Origin of the sequence: Comamonas sp. w2-DMI (assembly GCF_040187735.1) — a bacterium.
Taxonomy (GTDB): domain Bacteria; phylum Pseudomonadota; class Gammaproteobacteria; order Burkholderiales; family Burkholderiaceae_C; genus Comamonas; species Comamonas terrae.
The window spans coordinates 1-20703 of sequence record NZ_JBANEL010000001.1; the positions used below are offsets into that span (position 1 = coordinate 1).

Genomic DNA, 20703 nt, shown 5'->3' on the forward strand with positions numbered 1-20703 from the left:
GGTCCCACTCCTTCCCATCCCGAACAGGACAGTGAAACGACTTTGCGCCGATGATAGTGCGGGTTCCCGTGTGAAAGTAGGTCATCGTCAGGCTCTTACAGCGAAAACCCCGCAGTCCCCAAGGCTGCGGGGTTTTTTTATTGATGGGCTGGCCGGGAAAGGAAAACCATAGCGGCTTGCGCAAGGCGGGCGGCGGTTCCGGAGCGAAGCGAAACGGAAACCCATAAAAAGAGAGCGCAAGGCGCTCTCTTTTTATTTGTCGATCAGGAACTGGACAGGGAAAAGCGCAGCACGCCTTGGGCATCCACTCTGCGTTGCAGCCGCTTGCCAAACCAAAGATAGTGAAGATGGGCCAGTGCCTCTCCCATGGCAAAAGTCATCTGGTGCACGTCGAGCTGGCGTTTGAAGAGGATGGGCAGGGTATCGGCCGCGCAAAGTGCTTGCGATCCGGCTGCCTGCATGATGTCGGCCATGCGCTCCTGATGGTGCTCCAGCAACTGCCGTATGCGCTGATGCAGGCCGGTGAATGGCTTGCCATGCGAGGGCAGGACATAGGTGTCCGCCGGCAGGGCGAGATAGCGCTGCAGCGAGTCCATGAATAGCTGCAGAGGATTGGCTTCCGGCTCCGTGGCATGGACGCTGACGTTGGCGGAAATGCGAGGCAGCACCATGTCGCCGCTGATCAGAAGATTGAGCTCCGGGCAATGCAGTGCCATATGTTCCGGTGCATGGCCGTAGCCCGCGATGCATTGCCAGCTGCGGCCGCCGATGTCGAGCGAAAGGCCGTCGATGAGGCGGTGATAGGCCGTGGGCAGAGGACTGACCAGCGACGAGTAGTAATTGCCCCGGCCGCGTACGTGGCCGAGAAAGGTTTCGTCGCGCTGTCCGTGCAGCTGATAGAAGTCCGCGCCGGATTCCCCGCCAAAGCTATCCTTGTCCGCCATGGCGACCCGGGCCACGTTGTAGTCCGTGGCGCTGATCCACAGCGGCGCCTGCCAGCGGCGGCACAGCCAGCCGGCCAGTCCGATGTGGTCGGGATGCATGTGCGTGACGATCACGCGCAGGATGGGCAGGCCCTCGAGCCCATTGGCAAATACCTGTTCCCATTGCTCCCGGGCTTCGGCCCGGTTGACGCAGCAGTCCACCACCGTCCAGCCCTCGCGCAACTGGCCGTGCCCGTCTTCCTGCCGGTCTCGCAGCAGCCAGAGGTTGATGTGGTCGAGCGCAAACGGCAGGGCCATGCGAAGCCATTTGACGCCTGGCGCCACCTCGATGGTTTCGGCAGGGCTTGGCAGCGTGCTGTCCAGAGGATAGTGAAGCGTGGTTTCTTGCTGTTGGGTCATGGCCGCGGCTTATCGATTAGCATTTACGTTAACGTAAACGTTAGTTTTCTCCAGCCATTGTAGGCAGCGCCTGCCGTTCTGCCGTCACGTAGGTGATGCAGGCCTGCGGTGCAAGTTTCAACCGCACACCGATCTATGTCGAACAGCTACACCATCAGCGACCTGGCCAAGGAGTTTGATCTCACCACCCGCGCCATCCGCTTCTACGAGGATATGGGCCTGCTGCAGCCGGAGCGCTCGGGCGCAGCGGGGCGCAACCGCGTGTATTCGCCGCGTGACCGCGCACGGCTGCGCCTGACGCTGCGCGCCAAGCGGCTGGGCCTGTCCCTGACCGAAGCCAAGGAGATCATCGATCTCTATGACAGCCCGCGCGATACCGGCGTGCAGCTGAAGAAATTCCTCGATGTCCTGGCCGTGCACCGCAAGCAGCTCGAGGACCAGATGGCGGACTTGCAAGCCACGCTGGAGGAAGTGCGGGAGCAGGAAAAAGAAGCGCGTCAGCTTCTGAAGAAGGTTGACAAGAAAAGTGCCGCATAATTGACGTTTACGTAAACGTCAATATGATGCGCGGAATGCCAGCACCTGGGGCTTTTCTTTCGGAGCCTTGCCTGTGCGGACGGCAGCCATTCCAGAATTTGCGGAGACATGCATGACAGCGTCGGGTAATCCGGTGGACTACGAAAGCCGCGTGCGCCAGAGCTTTGGCCAGCAGGGTGCCATGCGGACGCTGGGAGCCGAGCTCACGCACATGGCGCCAGGCGCCGTGGACATCTGCCTGGACTGGGCAGCGGGCCTGACGCAGCAGCATGGCTTTCTGCATGCCGGCATGGTGTCCACGGCGCTGGATTCCGCCTGCGGCTACGCGGGGTTGACGCTGATGCCTGCCCATGCAGCCGTGCTGACCATAGAGTTCAAGATCAATCTGCTGGCTCCGGCAAAGGGCCAGCGTTTTCGCATGGAAGGGCGGGTGATCAAGCCGGGACGCACGATCACCGTGGCGGAAGGCCGGGCCTATGCCATGGACCGGGGCCAGGAAAAACTGGTGGCCACCATGGGTTGCACGCTGATGTGCGTGCAAAACCGCGAAGGCCTGAGCGACTGAGCGGCCCTTCCATTCCAGATTCGACGACATCAACAGGAGACAACCATGAGCCTTGCCAATCTGCCCGGACTGAATTTCCAACTGGGTGAAGACATCGATGCCCTGCGCGATGCGGTGCGTGAATTCGCGCAGAGCGAGATTGCACCGCGTGCGGCGGAGATCGACCGCAGCGACCAGTTCCCCATGGACCTGTGGCGCAAGTTCGGCGATCTGGGCGTGCTGGGCATCACCGTGCCCGAGCAATACGGCGGCGCCAACATGGGCTATCTGGCCCACATGGTGGCGATGGAGGAGATTTCGCGTGCCAGCGCCTCGGTCGGCCTGTCCTACGGCGCGCACAGCAATCTGTGCGTGAACCAGATCAACCGCAACGGCAACGAGGCGCAAAAGGCCAGGTACCTGCCCAAGCTGATCAGCGGCGAGCACGTGGGCGCACTGGCCATGAGCGAGCCCGGGGCGGGCTCCGATGTGATCAGCATGAAGCTCAAGGCCGAGGACAAGGGTGGCTACTACCTGCTCAACGGCAGCAAGATGTGGATCACCAACGGCCCGGATGCCGACACCCTCGTGGTCTACGCCAAGACCGAGCCCGAGCTGGGCGCGCGCGGCGTGACGGCCTTCCTGATCGAGAAGGGCATGAAGGGCTTCTCCATCGCGCAAAAGCTCGACAAGCTGGGCATGCGCGGCAGCCATACGGGCGAACTGGTGTTCCAGAACGTCGAGGTGCCGGCCGAGAACGTGCTGGGCGGCGTCAACATGGGCGCCAAGGTGCTGATGAGCGGCCTGGACTACGAGCGCGCCGTGCTCACCGGCGGGCCCCTGGGCATCATGCAGTCCGTGATGGACAATGTCGTGCCCTACATCCACGACCGCAAGCAGTTCGGCCAGAGCATCGGCGAGTTCCAGCTCATCCAGGGCAAGGTCGCCGACATGTACACCGTGCTGCAGGCGGGCCGCTCCTTCGCCTATACGGTCGCCAAAAACCTCGATCTGCTGGGAACCGAGCATGTGCGCCAGGTGCGCAAGGATTGCGCCAGCGTCATTCTCTGGTGTGCGGAAAAGGCCACCTGGATGGCCGGCGAGGGCGTGCAAATCTATGGCGGCAATGGGTATATCAACGAATATCCGCTCGGCCGGCTGTGGAGGGATGCGAAACTCTACGAGATTGGCGCCGGAACCAGCGAAATTCGCCGCATGCTGATCGGCCGCGAACTGTTCGCCGAAACCTGCTGAAATTCGGCTGGTGTGGGCAGCTGGCGCCATCCTTATCCAACAACACCAAGGATTGCTAAATGACAACGACCTCGATCGACGATCTGTTTGTTCACAACCGCGAGTGGGCGGACCAGATGGAGCGTGATCGTCCGGGCTTTTTCACCGGGCTGATGGCGCAGCAGAACCCCAGGTACATGTGGATAGGCTGCTCCGACAGCCGCGTGCCGGCCAACCAGATCACCGGACTGGAGCCGGGCGAGGTCTTCGTGCACCGCAATATCGCCAACGTGGTGGTGCCCAGCGACCTCAACTGCCTGTCCACCATCCAGTATGCGGTCGACCAGCTCAAGATCGAGCATCTGATGGTGGTGGGTCACTATGGCTGCGGCGGCGTGTATGCGGCGCTGACCAATCTGCGCCTGGGCCTGGTGGACAACTGGACGCGCCACGTGCGCGATGTGCGCGACAAGCACCTGAAGCTGCTGGAAGGCCTGTCGCCGCAATGGCGCCACGATGCGCTGTGCGAACTCAACGCCATCGAGCAGGTGGTGAACGTGGCCCAGAGCACCGTGATGCAGGACGCCTGGGCGCGCGGCCAGAAGGTCACTCTGCACAGCTGGTGCTACAGCCTCAAGAACGGCCACATCACCAACCTGGAAATGAGCGTGCCCGGCGTGGGCGGGCTGCAGGATGTGTACCAGCAGGCCGTGGAAAAGGTCGCCAAGCGCGAACGCGGCTGACACCGCTTTCCGCTGCGCCATGCCCTAAGCCCACGAAGGCCACCTTCCATGTTCCCGCCGCGACTGGATGCCCCGCAGGCCTATGCCATGGCGCAGGCCCTGATGCAGGGCTTCAACCAGCACTACCGCCTGTTCAATGCCGAATCGGCGCGTGCCAAGCAGCGCTTCGAGGCGCAGGACTGGCAGGGGCAGCAGGCGGCCCAGTTCGAGCGCATGGAGTTCTACGGCCGGCGCGTGCAGGAATGCATTGCGCGGCTGGAAGCCGAGTTCGAAGCCAGCCGCCAGCCGATGGCCGTGTGGCAGCAGGTCAAGCTGCACTACATCGGCCTGATGGTGGACCATCTGCAGCCCGAGCTGGCCGAGACCTTCTTCAATTCGGTCACGACCCGCATCCTGCACCGCACGCATTTCCAGAACGACTTCATCTTCGTGCGCGCGGCGGTCAGCACCGAATACCTGGAAAACAGCGCGCCCGACGTGGAACCCACCTACCGGGCCTTCTACCCGCAGACCCTGGACAAGCTGCCGCAGACGCTGACGACCATCGTGCAGCAACTGGCCCTGCAATGCCCTTTCGACGATCTGGAGCGCGATGTGCAGCGCCTGGCCGCACGCATGCGGGCGCGTCTCCAGGGCGTGATGCTGCGCGCCAATTTCCAGATCCAGGTGCTGTCCAACCTGTTCTTCCGCAACAAGGGCGCATACCTGGTGGGTCGGATCATCAGCGGCTATTCGGAGCTGCCGCTGGCCATTCCCATCCTGCATGACGGCAACGGCCGGCTCGTGCTGCACGCCGCGCTGTTCGGCGAGGACGAGCTGCACGGCCTCTTCAGCTTCGCGCGCTCCTACTTCCTGGTGTGCATGGACGTGCCCAGTGCCTACGTGCATTTTCTGCATGCCCTGATGCCGCGCAAGCCGCGCGCCGAGATCTACAACGCGCTGGGCCTGGGCAAGCAGGGCAAGACGCTGTTCTACCGCGACTTCCTCAACCACCTGCGCCATTCCAGCGACCAGCTGCGCATCGCGCCCGGCATCAAGGGCCTGGTCATGCTGGTGTTCGACCTGCCCAGCTTTCCCTACGTGTTCAAGCTGGTGAAGGACCGTATCGCCAGCACCAAGGAAACCACGCGCGCCCAGGTCAAGAGCAAATACCGCATGGTCATGCACCATGACCGCGGCGGACGCATGGCCGACACCATGGAGTACAGCCTGGTGGCCTTTCCGCGCAGCCGCTTCAGCGACGAGCTGCTGGCGGAGCTGCAGGCCCAGGCGCCCAGCCAGATCGAGATCAGCGATCGGGACGGCGACGGGCAGGAGGAGGTCATCATCAGCCACCTCTACATCGAGCGGCGCCTGGTGCCGCTCAACCTGTTCCTGCAGGAATGCCTGGCCGAGGCACCCGCCAATCCCGCACGCCGGGCCGCGATGGAAAAGGCCGTGATCGAGTACGGCAATGCCATCAAGGACCTGGTGGCCACCAACATCTTCCCGGGCGACATGCTGTGGAAGAACTTCGGCGTCACGCGCGGCGGCAAGGTGGTGTTCTACGACTACGACGAAATCGAATACCTGACGGACTGCAACTTCCGCGCCGTGCCGCCGCCGCGCAGCGAGGAGGACGAAATGTCGGGCGAAGTCTGGTATTCGGTCGGCCCCCGGGATGTGTTTCCCGAGACCTTCGGTCCCTTTCTGCTCGGCCATCCGGCCGTGCGAGAGGTATTCCTGCGCCACCATGCCGATCTGCTCGAACCCGCGTTCTGGCAGACCCACCAGCAGCGCATCCGTGCCGGGCAGATTGCCGACGTGTTCCCTTACGACAAAAGCTGCTTTCTCGCCGGCGGCGATGACGGCTTCGATGTCCGGGCCTACGCAGCCGGCGCCGATGCTGCGCAGGCGCCGCCGTCCGCTCCGCCGGCTCCTGCCGCGGCGCAGGCCGGTGCCTGAGAAGCCCTGCCGGCGGCGGCCCCTTCCTCTTTCCCATTCCATTGAACAAGGAGACTCAACATGCAAGACCCCATCGTCATCGTCAGCGCCGCCCGCACGCCCATGGGGGCGTTCCAGGGCGATTTCGCCGATCTGGCCGCCCATGACCTGGGCGGCGCAGCCATCAAGGCGGCCGTGGAGCGTGCCGGCATTGCGCCCGAGAAAGTGGACGAGGTGCTGTTCGGCAACTGCCTGATGGCTGGCCAGGGCCAGGCGCCCGCACGCCAGGCAGGCTTCAAGGGCGGGCTGCCGCGCAGCACGGGCGCCGTGACCCTGTCCAAGATGTGCGGCGCCGGCATGGAGGCCACCATCCTGGCCCACGACCAGCTCGTGGCCGGCAGCCGCGACGTGATGGTGGCCGGCGGCATGGAAAGCATGACCAATGCACCCTATCTGCTCAAGAAGGGCCGCGGCGGCTACCGCATGGGCCATGACCGGATCTTCGACCACATGATGCTCGACGGCCTGGAGGACGCCTACGAGCCCGGCCGCTCCATGGGAACCTTCGGCGAGGACTGCGCCGCCAAGTACGAATTCACGCGCGAGGCGCAGGATGCGTTCGCCATCGCCAGCGTGCAGCGCGCACAGGAGGCCACGCGCTCGGGCGCCTTCAAGGCCGAGATCACGCCCGTCACCGTGTCCACGCGCAAGGGCGATGTGACCATTGCCGAGGACGAAGGCCCGCTCAAGGCCAGGCTCGACAAGATCTCCAGCCTGCGCCCCGCCTTCAAGAAGGATGGCACCATCACTGCCGCCTCCAGCTCCAGCATCAACGACGGCGCCGCGGCCATGGTGCTGATGCGCGAATCCACGGCCAGGGAACTCGGCTGCAGGCCGCTGGCGCGCATCGTGGCCCATGCCACCCATGCCCAGGAGCCCGAGTGGTTCACCACCGCGCCCGTGGGCGCCACCCAGAAGGCGCTCAAGAAGGCCGGCTGGAAGGTGGAGGACGTGGATCTCTGGGAAGTCAACGAAGCCTTTGCCGTCGTGCCCATGGCGCTGATGAAGGAGCTGAACGTGCCGCATGACAAGGTCAACGTCAACGGCGGTGCCTGCGCGCTGGGCCATCCCATCGGCGCCAGCGGTGCGCGCATCCTGGTCACGCTGATCCATGCGCTGCAGGCCCGCGGCAAGAAAAAAGGCCTGGCCACGCTGTGCATCGGCGGCGGCGAGGGCACGGCTATGGCGGTCGAGCTGGTCTGACGCAAGGCGCATGGCGAGGCTTCATTTACAGTCGGCCCATGTGCCATCGGCCGCAGCCCCTCGGGGGCCCGCGGCTTCTTCACGGGGTCTACCGCATGCATGAAGATACTCACCACGACGATCAGCCGCCCGCCGCGGCAAGGCTGGAGGCCGGGCAGATCGCCGCTTTCTGGAGCGATTTTTCCGCCGGGCTGAGCGCGCTGGAAGCGCTGGACGGCCAGGAGTTCGTGGAGCGCGCCAACGAGCTGCTGCAGCGCCATGCCCCCGGCCTGGCTCTGGAACTCGAAGGCCGGCCCGCAGAGGCCGGCGCGCGGCTGGTCGTCACGGCGCACGGCAACATCGAGCAGTTCGAGAACGTGCAGGCGCTGGTGCGCGAGGCGCCGCGCTGTCCGCCCTATGCGGTGCAGGCATTCCGCAGCCGCATGGCCCCGGGGCCCCAAGGCAGCAACTTCGCCATGCACATGCAGGGCTTCGAGCTGTCGTGCGCCGAGGTGCTGGTCGCGCACTACGATGCGGGCGGCATCGTCGGGCTGGAGCTGTCGTTCGCCAAGCCCATCCCCCAGGACATGGCCGAGCATGCGCGGCACATGGCCTTCATCATGCTCGACCATGTGCTGGGCGAATGGGACTTTTCCGTGCGCGTGGGGCCTGTCGATTTCGTGGACGCATCCGCGGATGCCAGGGGCGGTGCACAGCCGCTGTCGGCGTTCCCGCCCGTCTTCGACGCCTTCCAGCGCGAAGTGCTGGGGCGCAGCTATGCCTATCCGCAGGAGGACGAGGACCGCTGGATCTCGCTCGAAGTCCGTGCCCGGGATGCGGGCGACGACGAGCCGCCCGATCTGCTGTCGTTTCACGACGGCGCCAATGCCCTGGCCACGCGGGCCGACCTGTCGCATTTCCTGACCTGGACCTTTCCGGTCTCCAGCCAGCAGGAGCTCGACAGCGCACGCGATGCGCAGGATGCGCTGGAGGCACAGCTGTTGAGCCAGCAGGGCGGCATCCTGGCGTTCTCGCGCATGGAGCGCATGCAGTCGCGCGTGGCGGCCTTCTATGTGGCGGATCCGGCCGACGCCGTGCAGCGGGCCGAGCGCATCGCTGCCCGGCATGCGCCGGGCCTGGAGGCCGAGCTGCAGGTGGTATTCGATCCGGCCTGGCATGAATACCTGGGCCTGTACAGCGCGATCCACCGCAACCGCCACGCCAAGGAGGCCGCATGATCACTTCCGAAGAACAGCTGCGTCAGCTGTATGCCGCGCCCGCCGAGCGCGCGCTGCTCAAGCAGCAGCTGGAGCTGGACCGCTACTGCCTACGCTTCATCGCGCTGTCGCCGCTGGTGGTCATGGCCACGGGCGGGGCCGAGGGCGCGCTGCTCGATGCATCGCCGCGCGGCGGCAAGCCGGGCTTCGTCAAGGCGCCCGATGCGAACACGCTGCTGATTCCCGACGCCGGCGGCAACAACCGGCTCGACAGCCTGAGCAATCTGCTGCGCGATCCGCGCATCGGCCTGCTGTTCTTCGTGCCCGGCTTCGACGAGACGCTGCGCGTCAATGGCCGGGCGCAGCTGCGCGACGAGGCGCATTACACGGCACTGTTCGCGACCGCGCATTTCCGACCCAGGCTGGTGGTGGAAGTGCAGGTGCAGGAAGCCTATCTGCATTGCGCCAAGGCCCTGATGCGTTCCCGGTTCTGGGAGGCCGACGCCCGGGTGCCGCGCAATGTCATGCCCACGCTCAACCAGATGATCCAGTCGCAGATGGGCATTGCCACGCCGCCCGAGCCCCAGGAGCTGATGGTGGCCCGCTACAGCGCCCTGATCGCCGCGGAGCAAGGCTAAGAAAATGATAGCTGCTGGCGCCAGTACGGACGGAAGTTGAAGGGAAAACCATCTTGAAACCATTGAAGGACAGGCGCAGCAAGCTATGGGTTTGATATTGATACTGGGTGCCTCGCGCGGCCTGGGCCGGGCTCTGGCCACGGCTTATGTGGAGCAGGGCCATCGCGTGATCGCCACCGTGCGCCGCGCCGAGGACATGGCGGCCCTCCAGGCGCTGGGCGCCGAAGTGCTGCAGGTCGACCTGGCCGATCCCGCCAGTGTCAGCGGCCTGGCCTGGCAACTCGATGGCGCCAGCATCGACCTCGCCCTGTACGTGGCCGGCGTCTGGGACGGCCATGGCGCCGGCGTGCCGCCCACGCAGCAGCAGTTCGACCAGGTCATGCACAGCAATGTGCTGGGCTTCATGCAGGCGCTGCCGCAGATTGCGCCCATGGTGCAGGAGGCCGAAGGCGTGATCGCGGCCTTTTCCAGCTCCATGTCGCTGCTGTCCGAGGCCGCGCCCGATGCTTGGCTGTACCGCGTGAGCAAGGCCGCGCTCAACATGGCCGTGGCCTCGGCCGGTGCCCAGTGGCCCGGCGTCACGCTGCTGGCGCTGGATCCGGGCTGGGTGCAGACCGAGATGGGCGGACCGGCCGCGTCGCTGTCGCTGCAGGACAGCGTGCAGGGCCTGATGCAGGCGCTGGCCGGCGTCACGCCGGACGACAGCGGCTGCCTGCTGCGCCACGACGGGCACCGGCTGCGGCTGGCAGCCGCCGGATAGCAACGGCGACAGGAAAAACATGGGCCGGCCTGTGCACCGGCCCCTACCGGAACAAGAGGAGACAGACATGCTTTTGACGCAGGACCAGCAGATGATCCGCGACGCGGTGCGCGAGTTCGTGGCCGCCGAGATCACGCCCCATGCCGCGCGCTGGGACAAGGAACATCACTTCCCGAAGAACGTGCACCAGGGGCTGGCGACCCTGGGCTGCTATGGCATTTGCGTGCCCGATGAGCTGGGCGGCGCCGGGCTCGACTACCTGAGCCTGGCCCTGGTGCTGGAAGAGATCGCGGCCGGCGACGGCGGCACCAGCACCGTGATCAGCGTGACCAACTGCCCGGTCAACGCCATTCTGATGCGCTACGGCAGCCCGCAGCAACAGCAGCAGTGGCTGGCGCCGCTGGCGCGCGGCCAGATGCTGGGCGCTTTCTGCCTGACCGAGCCCCATGTGGGCTCGGACGCCAGCGCGCTGCGCACCACGGCCGTGCGCGAGGGCGACAGCTATGTGATCAACGGTGTCAAGCAGTTCATCACCAGCGGCAAGAACGGCGACGTGGTCATCGTCATCGCCGTCACCGACAAGGCTGCGGGCAAGAAGGGCATGAGCGCCTTTCTGGTGCCCACTTCCCAGCCCGGCTACCACGTGGCCCGGCTCGAGGACAAGCTGGGCCAGCACAGCTCGGACACGGCGCAGATCCATTTCGACAACTGCCGCATCCCGGCCACCAACCGGATCGGCGCCGAAGGCGAGGGCTACAAGATCGCGCTGTCGGCGCTGGAGGGCGGGCGCATCGGCATCGCCGCGCAAAGCGTGGGCATGGCGCGTGCCGCCTTCGAATGCGCGCTGCAGTACAGCAAGGAGCGCGAGAGCTTCGGCCAGCCCATCTTCAACCACCAGGCCGTGGGCTTTCGGCTGGCCGACTGCGCCACGCAGATCGAGGCCGCACGCCAGCTGATCTGGCATGCGGCCAGCCTGCGCGACGCAGGTCTGCCCTGCCTCAAGGAGGCCGCCATGGCCAAGCTGTTCGCCAGCGAGATGGCCGAGCGCGTGTGCAGCATGGCCATCCAGACGCTGGGCGGCTACGGCGTGGTCAGCGACTTTCCCGTCGAGCGCATCTACCGCGACGTGCGCGTGTGCCAGATCTACGAAGGCACCAGCGACGTGCAGAAGATCATCATCCAGAGGGCTCTCGCCTGAGGGCAAAACCCCGGGCTGTCAAGCAAACGGGCGCACAAACTGTGGCGTCCTAGGGGGCTTGCCGGTTGCCGCTGTCACGCGCACTGCCTAGGATGGGGTGAACGGGACGGCGATCCCGGCAGGTTGCAACCAGGAACTTGCGCGGTCTGCGCATGTTCTGCCATCACTTTGCGAAGGAGCCCCTCTATGCCTTTTGCCCCGGTCAATGGCCAGAACCTCTACTACGAAGACACGGGCGGGCGCGGCCCGGTCCTCGTGTTCTCGCACGGCCTGCTCATGGACCACACCATGTTCGAGCCCCAGGTGCAGGCCTTGCAGGACCGCTTCCGCTGCATTTCCTGGGATGAGCGCGGCCATGGCAAGACGGCGGACCCTGAGCACTGCGCGCCGTTCTCGTACTACGACTCGGCCGACGACCTCGCGGCCCTGCTCAGATACCTGGGTGTGGACAAGGCGGTGCTGGTCGGCATGTCGCAAGGCGGCTATCTGTCATTGCGCTGCGCGCTGATCCATCCCGAGGTGGTCGGCGCGCTGGTGCTGATCGACACGCAGGCCATGCTGGAGGACCCCGAGCAGATGCCGCACCACGAGGCCCTGCTGCGCGCCTGGATGGAGCATGGCCTGTCGGACGACATGGCGGCCACCGTGGAGCACACCATCCTGGGCCACGGCTGGCCCGGCGCCGCGCGGTGGCGCGCCAAGTGGAAGCAGGCCACGCCAGTCAACCTGGGCCAGAGCTTCGCCACGCTGGCGCTGCGCGACGACATCAGCCCGCGGCTGGCGGAAATCAAGGTACCGGCCCTGGTGATCCATGGCGACCAGGACATCGCCATCGTCCCCGAGCGCGCACGCGCCATGTTCAAGGCGCTACCCCATGCGCAATGGGTGGGCGTGCCCGGCGCCGGCCATGCTTCCAACCTCACGCATCCCGGCCCGGTGAATGCCGCGATCGAGGCCTTTCTGGCCGGCCTGCACTAGGCCGTCCGCCGCGCACCGGGCTGTGCGCGGCGCCTCGCTCATACGCCGTCCTGGTCCTGGTTGCGCTTGCGCAGCACCACGGTGATCTGGCCATTGGTCTCGATGGTGGCGCGCTCCACGTCATGGGTGTGGAGGCAGCCGTTGGCGCGCAGTATGGCGGACAGGTCGTCGCTGGTGATCTTCTCGTCCGCCAGCAGATCCTGGTGCACCTGGCCCTGGTGGATCAGGACCTTGGGCCTGCCGTCGACCAGATGGCGCAGCCAGGGGTAGTAATAGGTGAGCCGCGCAATCGCCACATGGCAGAAGATCAGCGTGCCGGCGCTGATCAGGCCGCCGACGAGCGAGTTGTCCCCGGCGTTCATGGAGTTCTGCACGGCGTTGGACAGGATCAGCAGCAGCACCAGATCGAACGGTGCGTACTGGCCCGTCTGGCGCCGGCCGGTCAGCCGCAGGAAGACCAGCAGAAACAGGTAGACCACGATGGAGCGCAGCACCAGCTCCCACCAGGGCACGGACATATCGAACATGAAGACTCTCCTGAACGGAACCCGGCACTGTGCCGCGCAGCCTGCATTCCTGCAAGAAGCGGTGGCCGGCATCAGGGCAGCATGCAAGCAAAAATAGCCTGCAGCGCAGGATGGTACTGCGCAGGCAGCTATGAATAAAGGAGAATGATTGCCGAACCCACCTCCGGTGGAGCTGCCCTTGCATCCTGCGCACGGCAGGCCACCGGCAACGGACAATCCATCTGATGAGCCCTACCGATACCATGGCCGCCTGCCCCTGCGGGCGGCTCGATGCCCGGCGCCGGCCGCTGCGCTACGACCACTGCTGCGGCCGCTACATCGACCATTGGGAAGAGCGGCCGGCGCCCGATGCGCAGGCGCTCATGCGTTCGCGCTACACGGCCTTCGTGCGCGAGAACGCTGCCTATCTGCTGGCCACCTGGCATGCCAGCCAGCGGCCGCCGGCGCTGGACTTCGAGCCGGCGGCCAGATGGCTGGGCCTGGAGGTCAAGGCCTTCGAGCCCACGGGCGACGACACGGCCGAAGTGGAGTTCGTCGCCCGCTACCGGCTGGCCGGCCGGGCGGTGCGCCTGCATGAGCGCAGCCGGTTCGTGCGCGAGAACGGGCGCTGGTACTACGTGGATGGCGACCAGTTCTGAGCGCGACCCGGCGGGCGTGGCGGATGCGCCCGGCCTGCAGGCTGTGGACCTGAGGGCAAGGCTGCGCCTGCTGCAATCGCTGACTTCGCGCGGTTCGTCGGAAGCCGCAGCGCTGCTGATCCCGCTGGCCATTCTGTGGATGGCTTCGCGCAATGCGCCGGCGCTGGCGATCTCGCTGCTGACCTGGTGGGGCATGATGGCCTGCATGGCCCTGGGGCTGATGAGCCTGCGCATGCGGCTGCACAGGCAGTGGCGCGAATTCGAGGCCGGCCCGCAGGAAGTCGATGCGCCCACACTGATGCGCTGGGAGCGCCAGCTTGCGCTGACCGGATTGGCCAACGGCCTGATGTGGTCGGCGGCCATTGCGTTTACCTGGTCTTCGGGCAACGGCGAGCTGCGCTTGCTCGTCTATCTGGCGCTGGTCGGCGTGCTGGCGTCGGGCACCACTTTCCTGGCTCCGGTGCCCGTGGTGTTCTGGTGCTTTTTTGCCGGCATCTACGCGCCCATGCTGCTGGCCGCACCCTGGTATTTCCCCAGCAAGGCCCACTATCTGCTGCCGTTGCTGCTGCTGTTCGGCGCGACGATTGCCCGCCATGCCTGGGGCGCGCGGCATTTCGTGCGCCAGCAGCTGGCCCATGAGCGCGAGCGGCAGGCCCTGGCCGACAGCTACCAGGCGGCCAGGATCGAGGCCGAGCATGCCCTGGCGGAAAAGAACTGGTTTCTCTCGGCCGCCAGCCACGATCTGCGCCAGCCGCTGCATGCCCTGGGCCTGATGCTGGAGGCCACGCGCCAGCGCAACCGCGATGCCGAGGTGGCCTCCCTGCTCGATGAGGTGCAGGACTGCGCGCGCGACCTGGGCACCATGTTCAATGACCTGCTGGACCTGTCGCGGCTCGAAGGCCATGCGCTGGTGCAGCATCCCCAGGCCGTGGCGGTGGCCGGGGTGTTCGAAGAGGCGCGCCGCGTGTTCGCCCATGATGCCTCCCAGCGCGGGCTGAAGCTGTCCATCTTCATGCCGCGGCGGCATGCCGCCGTGCTGCATGCGGACCCGGCATTGCTGCGGCAGATGGTGTTCAACCTGCTGCAGAACGCCCTGCGCTATACGGCCAGCGGCGGCGTGCTGCTGGGCTGCCGCCGCCGGCAGGGGCGCTGGCTGCTGCAGGTCTGGGATACCGGCGCCGGCATTGCGCCCGAGGACCAGGCCCGCATCTTTGCGCGCCATTACCGTACGCAGCACAGCCAGGCCCGGGAGATGGCCGATGCGCAGCCGCCCAGCTTGCGCGGGCGCGGGCTGGGCCTGTCCGTGGTGGCGCTGGCCGCCCGGCACATGGGGGTGGACTACGGCGTGCGGTCGCGGCTCGGGCATGGTTCCTGTTTCTGGCTGCACTGGCCGGCGCAGCCAGAAACGAGGGACGCCGAAGTGGCCGCATCCCTCGCTGCCGGTCCGCCGAACAGGCTGCTGCCGCAGCTGCAGGGGCGCTGCCTGGTGCTGGACGACGAGGCACTGGTCGGTCAGGCCATGGAGCGCATCCTCCAGGCCTGGGGCGTGGAGGTGCGCTGGGTGCGGACCGCCCGGCAGGCGGCCGCGGTGCTGGCCGACGGCTGGAGACCGGACTTCGTGCTGTGCGACCAGCAGCTCGAAAACGGCGAACAGGGCTTCGATGTGCTGCAGCAATTGCTGCAGCACCTGCCGCTGGCCGCGCTGGAGCAGGCGCAGGAACAAGGCTATCTGGTGCTGCCCAAGCCCCTGCAGCCGCAGGAGCTGCATGCAGTGCTGGCGCACTGCCTGGCTCAGCCCAGGGCCTGATCGCCGTCCAGTACCACGCCGCGCAGCTTGGTGAACAGCTCCACGCGGTTGGCGGCGCCTACCCGCTGGAGCACGGCGGTCACATGCTCCTTGACCGTGTGTTCCGACAGGCTCAAGACCTGTGCGATGGCCCGGTTGGGCTTGCCGCGCAGCACCAGGGCCAGCACCTGGGCCTGGCGGGCGGTCATGCCCAGCTCCCGGGCCGTCATGTGCAAGGGCCGGATGCCGTCGGGCAGCGGCTGCAAGGGCGGCGGAGCGGCCTCGAACCACTTGCCGCCGGCCAGCAGGGTCTGTGCGGCGGCCAGGAAATCCTCCGCGGGCCGGGCCTTGGCCACAAAGCCGTGGGCACCGGCCGCGCGGGCCTTGCTGGCAATCGCCGGATGCCTGTCCCCGCTGGTCATCAGGATGCGGGTGGCCGGTGCCAGGCTCAGCATGTCCCTGATGAAGGGGGTGGAGCCGCCTTCCTCGAGCCAGAAGTCGACCACCGTCAGCAGCGGCGGCCCTTCGCTGGCCATCAGCGCCAGCGCCTGGCTGCCGTTTTCGGCCACCAGCACACGCGCGAAATCGGGCAGTTGCAGCAGCATGTGCCGGGCGCCCTGGGCGACGAGCGGGTGGTCGTCGATCACCAGCGCATAGGCCTGCCGGGGCGCCTCGGCAAAGGCCGTTGGAGAAAGCGTCTCGAGCATGTCTTGCGCGCTATCGGAAAGACCGCGCCGATGCGGCCCTCTGTAAGCGGTAACAAATACCCCCCTCAGGTGGGGTAACGCAGGCGTGGCCGGCTTCCGACAATGGCGGCATCGCAACCGGAGCTCCGTGTCCGGCCTTGCATTCTGAAATACGCATGAGGAGAGCATAAATGACATCCACCCAACTGACCCGTAGGAGCGCAGCGCTGCTGATGCTTGCCAGCCTGGCAGCCTGCGGAGGTGGCGGCGGCGATGGCGGATCTGCCGGCGGCGGTTCGGGCGGCGGCTCCGAAGGCGGCTCCGGCGGGAACGGCACAGGCCCTGGCGGTGGCGGTGGCGAAACGGGCGGCGGTTCCTCCGGCCCCGTGACCGGCTCCTACAGTCTGAGGACCGCAGCCACCGGCCACGACCAGATGCTGAGCGACGCCAACACCATGGGGGCCCAGGGCTTTGTGCTCGTGAGCGCGCTGGCCACGCAGATGACCGCGACGTCCCCCGGGGTGATCGGCGACTTCTATGTCAGCGACACCGCCCATTCTGGCCACAAGTTCGCCTATCTGCTGCAGCCCCAGCCCGGCAACCTCACCGAATTCCTGGCGCAGCTCAACCAGCAGGGCGGCAACGGCTACATGTTCAAGTCGGGCTCGGTGTTCGGCAATGTCTCGGACATCCGCAACGTCTATGTGAAGGACACCAGCCGCAGCGACCAGTTCAGCTACGAGGCCTCCACCACGATACCCCAGACGCCGCAGGCCATGGCCGACGAGATCAACCGCCAGGGCGCCCGGGGCCTGCGCTATCTGGGGCAATACAGCATCGGCACGGCCCTCATCTTCAGCCTCTACGTCAAGCGCAACGACAGCGTCACCTACCAGTACACGCTGGAAAACCAGAGCCATCCGATGGGGCCGGCCGACAGGGCCGCTTTGCAGAGCCAGCTGGCCGCCAAGGGGGTGCAGGGCCTGTTCTTCCGCGGCACCGAAGTCTTCGGCCAGTCCGCCAACCCTGCCCAGCAGGAGTATGCGGACGTTTACGAGAAAAGCTCCGCCCAGAACGGCACCATCGAGTATCTGGTGGAAGCCGCCTCCACCGGCGACAGTCTGGACGACATCCTCAAGAGCATGAACGGCAATGCCGCCAACGGCTTTTTCTGGCTGTCCCAGACCATGACGAGCGACATGAAAATGAGCACCGTCTCGGTCAAGAACGGTGGCTCGCTGCTCCATCCGCTGGCCGGAGTGTCCTTCCCCTGAGCCTGAAAAGCGGCCGAAGCGCATAATCCGGCTCTTCCTTTCTTGTGACCAAAGGCGCCGCTGGGCGCCTTTCTGCATCGCCCCGGGCCGATGCGGGTAGAGCTTTCATGACTGCTTTTGACGCTGTGCTTTTCGACTGTGATGGCGTGCTGGTAGACAGCGAATCCATCACCAACCGCGTGCTGTGCACCATGCTCAACGAAGCCGGCTGGGCCATCAGCCAGGGCGATTGCACGCGCGACTTCATCGGCAAGACTGTGCGCAGCCAGGCTGCTGTCATCGAGGCCCATACCGGCAAGCCTTTGACCGATGCCTGGATGGCCGAGTTCTACGAGAGGCGCAACGCGGCGCTGCGCGCCGAGCTGGTCGCCATCGCCGGTGCGCTGGAGGCCGTCCGGCAAATCCATGCGCTGTGCAGCGGCCGCATTGCCTGCGCCTCGGGGGCGGACCGGGCGAAGGTGGAAATGCAGCTGGCCAAGGTCGGCATGGCGCCGTATTTCGACAGCCGCGTCTTCAGCGGGCACGAATTGCCGCGCAGCAAGCCCTTCCCGGACGTCTATCTGGCTGCGGCCCAGGCATTGGGCGTGGCGCCCGGGCGCTGCCTGGTGGTCGAGGATACGGTGACCGGCGTGCAGGCCGGCGTGGCGGCCGGCGCAACGGTCTGGGGCTATTTCCCTGCGGACCAGGGCCATGCCTCCGCGGAGCAGCTGCTGGAGGCCGGGGCCAGCTGCGTGTTCGGCCACATGGGGGAACTGCCCGCCATGTTTGAAGTGGTGCAGCGCACCGCGGCTTAATCGGCAGTCCAGATCGAAAAGGCCTCGGCCACGCGCTCAAAGGCCCTGTCCTCGAGCACGCTGTTGTGCAGCAGCACCACGCGCGCTATGGGCCACTGCAGCGCGGCCAGCGCGCAGCGTTTGGCAGCGGATGGGTCCCTGACCAGCAGGCGCACGGTGCGCGGCACCGTCAGCCGCTCATGGCCGCCGGTCAGCCCCAGGTACAGGCGCACGCCCAGGCTCAGCGGGCCCTTCCAGCATTGCAGGATGTCGGTGGCGATCAGCGTGCCCGAAGCATGGTGGAACCACAGGCTTTCCTGCAGCAGCGGGATGCCGTCGAACCGCAGATGGCCGAGTTCGCCGCCCCAGGGCAGGGCGGCATCGTCGGATTCCAGCACCTGCAGATTCCGGAGATCGGGCCGCTTGCGCTTCAGGCCGGCCGGACCGTAGAGCCGGGCCTCGGGGTACAGCGCTGCCAGGTCCGCTGCAAACAGATGGTGCATGGTGCTGGGCGCCACGATCGACCGCAGCGGACCCAGGCCGTCGAGGAACTGCTTTTGCGCGGGCGCGAGCGGTACGGCCGAATGGGCGAACAGGCTGCCGTCGCGCAGCCGTGCCACGGTCATGCGCGTGCTGACCTGCAGGCCGGCGTTGCGGAACCCGTAGTTCAGGCTCCACAGGTCCGGTGCAATGGCTTGCCAGGAGGTGTGCTGGGACATGTCGGTGCAGGAAAGTTCGGCCCAGTCTAACCAAACGGCCGCAGCAGGGGCGATGGCCGGCTGTCCACGCCTTGTCGCCTGGCGGCTGCCTGCTCGGCCTGCAAGGCGCGCCGGAATGCCGGCCTGGCCTGCAGCTGCTTCCAGTAGCCTTGCGTGCCCGGGCCCCATTGGGCGGCCAGGCCCAGGAAGTCGGCCAGCATCAGCGCATAGCCCACGGCGATGTCGGCCGCGGTGAAGCGGCCAGCGCACAGGTGGCCGGGAGCGGCGCCGGCCTGGGGTTGCTGCAGCGCTGCCTCCACCGCACGCAGCCGGGCCAGGAACCAGCGGGCATAGTCCTGGGCCACGTCGGCGTGGCGCCGCTCGGGCGGCTCGAAATGCGCATAACGCAGCACCAGCGTCTGCGGAAAGGTCAGCGTGGCATCGCTCATGTGCAGCCAGTTCAGATAGGCCGCAAAGTCAGGTTCCGAAACATCGACGCCGAGCCGGGCCTGCGGGTGCAGGGCGGCCAGATATTCGCAGATGGCGGCGGATTCTGTCAGGCGCGCGCTGCCATGGACGAGCAGCGGCACCGTGCCCAGCGGGTTGGTCTCCAGATAGCTGCGCTGCAGGGCCCGGGGCGGAAACGGCAGCATGTGCAGCTCGTACGCCAGGCCCAGTTCTTCCAGCATCCAGAGCGCGCGGAACGAGCGGGCGCTGACGCAGTGATACAGATGGTGCATGTTTTCCAGTCTATGCAGCCGGGCCGGCCCGGAGGTGACAGCCTGGGTGCGGATCGTGCCAAGCGCTGGAGGCGCCCTAGGGCTGCTGCGCCGGCTGGCGCGCCGACTTGCGGAATTCCGAGGGCGAGAGTCCGGTCCAGAGCCGGAAGGCCCGGATGAAGCTCTTGTCGTTGAGAAAGCCGCAGGCCTGGGCGATGCGCTTGATGGGCCGGCTGGTGCGCAGCAGCAGCGCAATCGCGCGCTCGCGGCGGATCTCGTCCTTGAGGGCCTGCAGCGAGGCGCCTTCCTCCTTGAGCTGGCGGTGCAGGCTGCGCTGAGACAGATGCAGCTGGCGCGACAGCGTCTCGGCCGTCTGCTGCCCCTCGGTGCCGGCCGCCAGCAGTTGGCGCACGCGCTGCACCAGCGTGCGCTCGCGCCGGTAGGGGCGCACCTGCAGTGGCAGGGCCCGCTGCAGCATGCGCTGCAGCGCGGCCTCGTCGCGGGTCAGCGGTGCCTGCAGCAGTCGGGCATCGAACCGCAGGCAGGCGGTGTCGGCATCGAAGCAGATCTCCCCGGGCGGGAACAGCACCTCGTACACATCGGCATGCGCGGGCCGCGCATAGGGAAAGCAGGCCTGGCGGATGGCGATGGGGTCGTTGATGAGCCAACTGGCAAAGCCATGGGCGTTGCGCAGCACCGAGACCAGGCAGAACTCGCGCATGCCGTCCGGTATGCCCGCATCCTGCAAGGCCAGCGTGGCTACCCCGTCGTGCTCGCTCAGCGTCAGGCGGATACTGGCCGTAAGCAGGCCATGGTGGCGGCACCAGCGCTCCAGCGCCAGCCCCAGATGGGGCGAGCTGATGCTGGCGCGGGCCAGCATGCCGTAGCTGCCCCAGGGCAGGCGCCGCTCGAACCAGCCCAGGGATTCGTCGTCGAGTTCGCGCATGGCCGCATCCGACAGGGCCTCCATCTGCAGTGCCGTGATGCGCTGGGCCGCGTCATCGATCAGATCTGGCGGAATTTGTGCCTTTTGCAGCGCAGCTTCGGCGTTCATGCCGCGCTGCGCATAGGCCTGCACAATGGCCTGGACAAATGCCATGGGCGTCAATGCAGGATGGGAGGAGCCCATGGCGCTGGCAACATGGGGCAGCGGCGTTTTGACCAGTGAGGGTGTGGACATGTGGCAATTATTGCAACCTATGTGACGCCATCTGGACAGGGCTAGCCCTTATGCTGGACCGGATCA

General features: G+C 66.5%; 21 protein-coding genes and 1 rRNA gene. 16 read left to right on the forward strand and 6 right to left on the reverse strand.

All coding sequences use genetic code 11. From position 1 onward, the window contains the following. A 5S ribosomal RNA gene (gene rrf, locus V8Z74_RS00005) occupies positions 1–93 on the forward strand; the annotation flags it as partial. A 170-nt stretch (positions 94–263) separates the two neighbouring features. On the opposite strand, the gene V8Z74_RS00010 is transcribed toward rrf, so the two are convergent. Next, the gene (locus V8Z74_RS00010) at positions 264–1343 is read right to left on the reverse strand and encodes an MBL fold metallo-hydrolase (protein WP_349707289.1); all 1080 of its coding nucleotides are present in this window, start codon (positions 1341–1343) and stop codon (positions 264–266) included. Between the two features lie 135 nt (positions 1344–1478). Here V8Z74_RS00010 and V8Z74_RS00015 point away from each other — a divergent pair, with 135 nt between their 5' ends. The 11 genes from V8Z74_RS00015 to V8Z74_RS00065 all read left to right on the forward strand — a co-directional run bounded on the left by V8Z74_RS00015 (position 1479) and on the right by V8Z74_RS00065 (position 12356). Next, positions 1479–1880, forward strand: coding sequence for a MerR family transcriptional regulator (locus tag V8Z74_RS00015; RefSeq protein ID WP_066479839.1), 402 nt, complete (start codon positions 1479–1481; stop codon positions 1878–1880). A gap of 112 nt (positions 1881–1992) precedes the next feature. Next, on the forward strand, positions 1993–2445 hold the full coding sequence (locus tag V8Z74_RS00020) for a PaaI family thioesterase (protein WP_349707291.1): 453 nt from the start codon (positions 1993–1995) through the stop codon (positions 2443–2445). Positions 2446–2490: 45 nt separating this feature from the next. Beyond that, entirely contained in the window at positions 2491–3678 is a 1188-nt protein-coding gene (locus V8Z74_RS00025) for an isovaleryl-CoA dehydrogenase (RefSeq protein WP_066479830.1), read from the forward strand. Between the two features lie 59 nt (positions 3679–3737). After that, positions 3738–4400, forward strand: coding sequence for a carbonate dehydratase (gene can / locus V8Z74_RS00030; RefSeq protein ID WP_066479828.1), 663 nt, complete (start codon positions 3738–3740; stop codon positions 4398–4400). Positions 4401–4448: 48 nt separating this feature from the next. Next, entirely contained in the window at positions 4449–6344 is a 1896-nt protein-coding gene (gene aceK, locus V8Z74_RS00035) for a bifunctional isocitrate dehydrogenase kinase/phosphatase (protein WP_349707294.1), read from the forward strand. A 60-nt stretch (positions 6345–6404) separates the two neighbouring features. Continuing rightward, positions 6405–7586 (forward strand): acetyl-CoA C-acyltransferase, encoded by a 1182-nt coding sequence (locus V8Z74_RS00040; protein WP_066479826.1) that lies wholly within the window; start codon positions 6405–6407, stop codon positions 7584–7586. A 95-nt stretch (positions 7587–7681) separates the two neighbouring features. Continuing rightward, the gene (locus V8Z74_RS00045; RefSeq protein ID WP_349707296.1) at positions 7682–8803 is read left to right on the forward strand and encodes a hypothetical protein; all 1122 of its coding nucleotides are present in this window, start codon (positions 7682–7684) and stop codon (positions 8801–8803) included. Further along, positions 8800–9420, forward strand: coding sequence for an MSMEG_1061 family FMN-dependent PPOX-type flavoprotein (locus tag V8Z74_RS00050; RefSeq protein ID WP_349707298.1), 621 nt, complete (start codon positions 8800–8802; stop codon positions 9418–9420). Before V8Z74_RS00045 ends, V8Z74_RS00050 begins: the two co-directional genes overlap by 4 nt. Before the next feature lie 85 nt (positions 9421–9505). Then, the gene (locus tag V8Z74_RS00055; protein WP_349707300.1) at positions 9506–10180 is read left to right on the forward strand and encodes an SDR family oxidoreductase; all 675 of its coding nucleotides are present in this window, start codon (positions 9506–9508) and stop codon (positions 10178–10180) included. A 67-nt stretch (positions 10181–10247) separates the two neighbouring features. Further along, a complete protein-coding gene (locus tag V8Z74_RS00060; protein ID WP_349707301.1) occupies positions 10248–11378 on the forward strand; it encodes an acyl-CoA dehydrogenase family protein in 1131 nt (376 codons plus the stop codon). A 186-nt stretch (positions 11379–11564) separates the two neighbouring features. Then, the gene (locus tag V8Z74_RS00065) at positions 11565–12356 is read left to right on the forward strand and encodes an alpha/beta fold hydrolase (RefSeq protein ID WP_066479806.1); all 792 of its coding nucleotides are present in this window, start codon (positions 11565–11567) and stop codon (positions 12354–12356) included. 38 nt (positions 12357–12394) lie between these two features. Here V8Z74_RS00065 and V8Z74_RS00070 read toward each other — a convergent pair whose 3' ends face one another. After that, positions 12395–12883, reverse strand: coding sequence for a DUF421 domain-containing protein (locus V8Z74_RS00070; RefSeq protein ID WP_066479805.1), 489 nt, complete (start codon positions 12881–12883; stop codon positions 12395–12397). A gap of 224 nt (positions 12884–13107) precedes the next feature. On the opposite strand from V8Z74_RS00070, the gene V8Z74_RS00075 reads away from it, so the two are divergent. Continuing rightward, on the forward strand, positions 13108–13521 hold the full coding sequence (locus tag V8Z74_RS00075) for a YchJ family protein (RefSeq protein WP_349707303.1): 414 nt from the start codon (positions 13108–13110) through the stop codon (positions 13519–13521). Then, on the forward strand, positions 13505–15328 hold the full coding sequence (locus V8Z74_RS00080) for an ATP-binding protein (protein ID WP_349707304.1): 1824 nt from the start codon (positions 13505–13507) through the stop codon (positions 15326–15328). Before V8Z74_RS00075 ends, V8Z74_RS00080 begins: the two co-directional genes overlap by 17 nt. On the opposite strand, the gene V8Z74_RS00085 is transcribed toward V8Z74_RS00080, so the two are convergent. Further along, the gene (locus V8Z74_RS00085) at positions 15313–16014 is read right to left on the reverse strand and encodes a LuxR C-terminal-related transcriptional regulator (protein WP_349707306.1); all 702 of its coding nucleotides are present in this window, start codon (positions 16012–16014) and stop codon (positions 15313–15315) included. The genes V8Z74_RS00080 and V8Z74_RS00085 overlap by 16 nt on opposite strands. 170 nt (positions 16015–16184) lie before the next feature. Between V8Z74_RS00085 and V8Z74_RS00090 the strand changes: the two genes are divergently transcribed. Further along, complete coding sequence (locus V8Z74_RS00090) at positions 16185–17267, forward strand: hypothetical protein (RefSeq protein ID WP_349707307.1); 1083 nt, start codon at positions 16185–16187, stop codon at positions 17265–17267. Positions 17268–17374: 107 nt separating this feature from the next. Further along, positions 17375–18061 (forward strand): HAD family hydrolase, encoded by a 687-nt coding sequence (locus tag V8Z74_RS00095; protein WP_066479780.1) that lies wholly within the window; start codon positions 17375–17377, stop codon positions 18059–18061. Here V8Z74_RS00095 and V8Z74_RS00100 read toward each other — a convergent pair. The 3 genes from V8Z74_RS00100 to V8Z74_RS00110 form a co-directional block, all read right to left on the reverse strand. Then, entirely contained in the window at positions 18058–18759 is a 702-nt protein-coding gene (locus tag V8Z74_RS00100) for a DUF4336 domain-containing protein (RefSeq protein WP_349707309.1), read from the reverse strand. The genes V8Z74_RS00095 and V8Z74_RS00100 overlap by 4 nt on opposite strands. Before the next feature lie 26 nt (positions 18760–18785). Continuing rightward, the gene (locus V8Z74_RS00105) at positions 18786–19478 is read right to left on the reverse strand and encodes a glutathione S-transferase family protein (protein ID WP_349707311.1); all 693 of its coding nucleotides are present in this window, start codon (positions 19476–19478) and stop codon (positions 18786–18788) included. A gap of 76 nt (positions 19479–19554) precedes the next feature. Further along, the gene (locus V8Z74_RS00110; protein ID WP_349707312.1) at positions 19555–20637 is read right to left on the reverse strand and encodes an AraC family transcriptional regulator; all 1083 of its coding nucleotides are present in this window, start codon (positions 20635–20637) and stop codon (positions 19555–19557) included. Between the last annotated feature and the right edge of the window lie 66 nt (positions 20638–20703).

Bases quoted from the DNA above. Each gene is read 5' to 3' on its own strand.
- V8Z74_RS00010 (WP_349707289.1), bottom strand. From the start codon at position 1,343: ATGACCCAACAGCAAGAAACCACGCTTCACTATCCTCTGGACAGCACG.
- V8Z74_RS00015 (WP_066479839.1), top strand. From the start codon at position 1,479: ATGTCGAACAGCTACACCATCAGCGACCTGGCCAAGGAGTTTGATCTC.
- V8Z74_RS00020 (WP_349707291.1), top strand. From the start codon at position 1,993: ATGACAGCGTCGGGTAATCCGGTGGACTACGAAAGCCGCGTGCGCCAG.
- V8Z74_RS00025 (WP_066479830.1), top strand. From the start codon at position 2,491: ATGAGCCTTGCCAATCTGCCCGGACTGAATTTCCAACTGGGTGAAGAC.
- can (WP_066479828.1), top strand. From the start codon at position 3,738: ATGACAACGACCTCGATCGACGATCTGTTTGTTCACAACCGCGAGTGG.
- aceK (WP_349707294.1), top strand. From the start codon at position 4,449: ATGTTCCCGCCGCGACTGGATGCCCCGCAGGCCTATGCCATGGCGCAG.
- V8Z74_RS00040 (WP_066479826.1), top strand. From the start codon at position 6,405: ATGCAAGACCCCATCGTCATCGTCAGCGCCGCCCGCACGCCCATGGGG.
- V8Z74_RS00045 (WP_349707296.1), top strand. From the start codon at position 7,682: ATGCATGAAGATACTCACCACGACGATCAGCCGCCCGCCGCGGCAAGG.
- V8Z74_RS00050 (WP_349707298.1), top strand. From the start codon at position 8,800: ATGATCACTTCCGAAGAACAGCTGCGTCAGCTGTATGCCGCGCCCGCC.
- V8Z74_RS00055 (WP_349707300.1), top strand. From the start codon at position 9,506: ATGGGTTTGATATTGATACTGGGTGCCTCGCGCGGCCTGGGCCGGGCT.
- V8Z74_RS00060 (WP_349707301.1), top strand. From the start codon at position 10,248: ATGCTTTTGACGCAGGACCAGCAGATGATCCGCGACGCGGTGCGCGAG.
- V8Z74_RS00065 (WP_066479806.1), top strand. From the start codon at position 11,565: ATGCCTTTTGCCCCGGTCAATGGCCAGAACCTCTACTACGAAGACACG.
- V8Z74_RS00070 (WP_066479805.1), bottom strand. From the start codon at position 12,883: ATGTTCGATATGTCCGTGCCCTGGTGGGAGCTGGTGCTGCGCTCCATC.
- V8Z74_RS00075 (WP_349707303.1), top strand. From the start codon at position 13,108: ATGAGCCCTACCGATACCATGGCCGCCTGCCCCTGCGGGCGGCTCGAT.
- V8Z74_RS00080 (WP_349707304.1), top strand. From the start codon at position 13,505: ATGGCGACCAGTTCTGAGCGCGACCCGGCGGGCGTGGCGGATGCGCCC.
- V8Z74_RS00085 (WP_349707306.1), bottom strand. From the start codon at position 16,014: ATGCTCGAGACGCTTTCTCCAACGGCCTTTGCCGAGGCGCCCCGGCAG.
- V8Z74_RS00090 (WP_349707307.1), top strand. From the start codon at position 16,185: ATGACATCCACCCAACTGACCCGTAGGAGCGCAGCGCTGCTGATGCTT.
- V8Z74_RS00095 (WP_066479780.1), top strand. From the start codon at position 17,375: ATGACTGCTTTTGACGCTGTGCTTTTCGACTGTGATGGCGTGCTGGTA.
- V8Z74_RS00100 (WP_349707309.1), bottom strand. From the start codon at position 18,759: ATGTCCCAGCACACCTCCTGGCAAGCCATTGCACCGGACCTGTGGAGC.
- V8Z74_RS00105 (WP_349707311.1), bottom strand. From the start codon at position 19,478: ATGCACCATCTGTATCACTGCGTCAGCGCCCGCTCGTTCCGCGCGCTC.
- V8Z74_RS00110 (WP_349707312.1), bottom strand. From the start codon at position 20,637: ATGTCCACACCCTCACTGGTCAAAACGCCGCTGCCCCATGTTGCCAGC.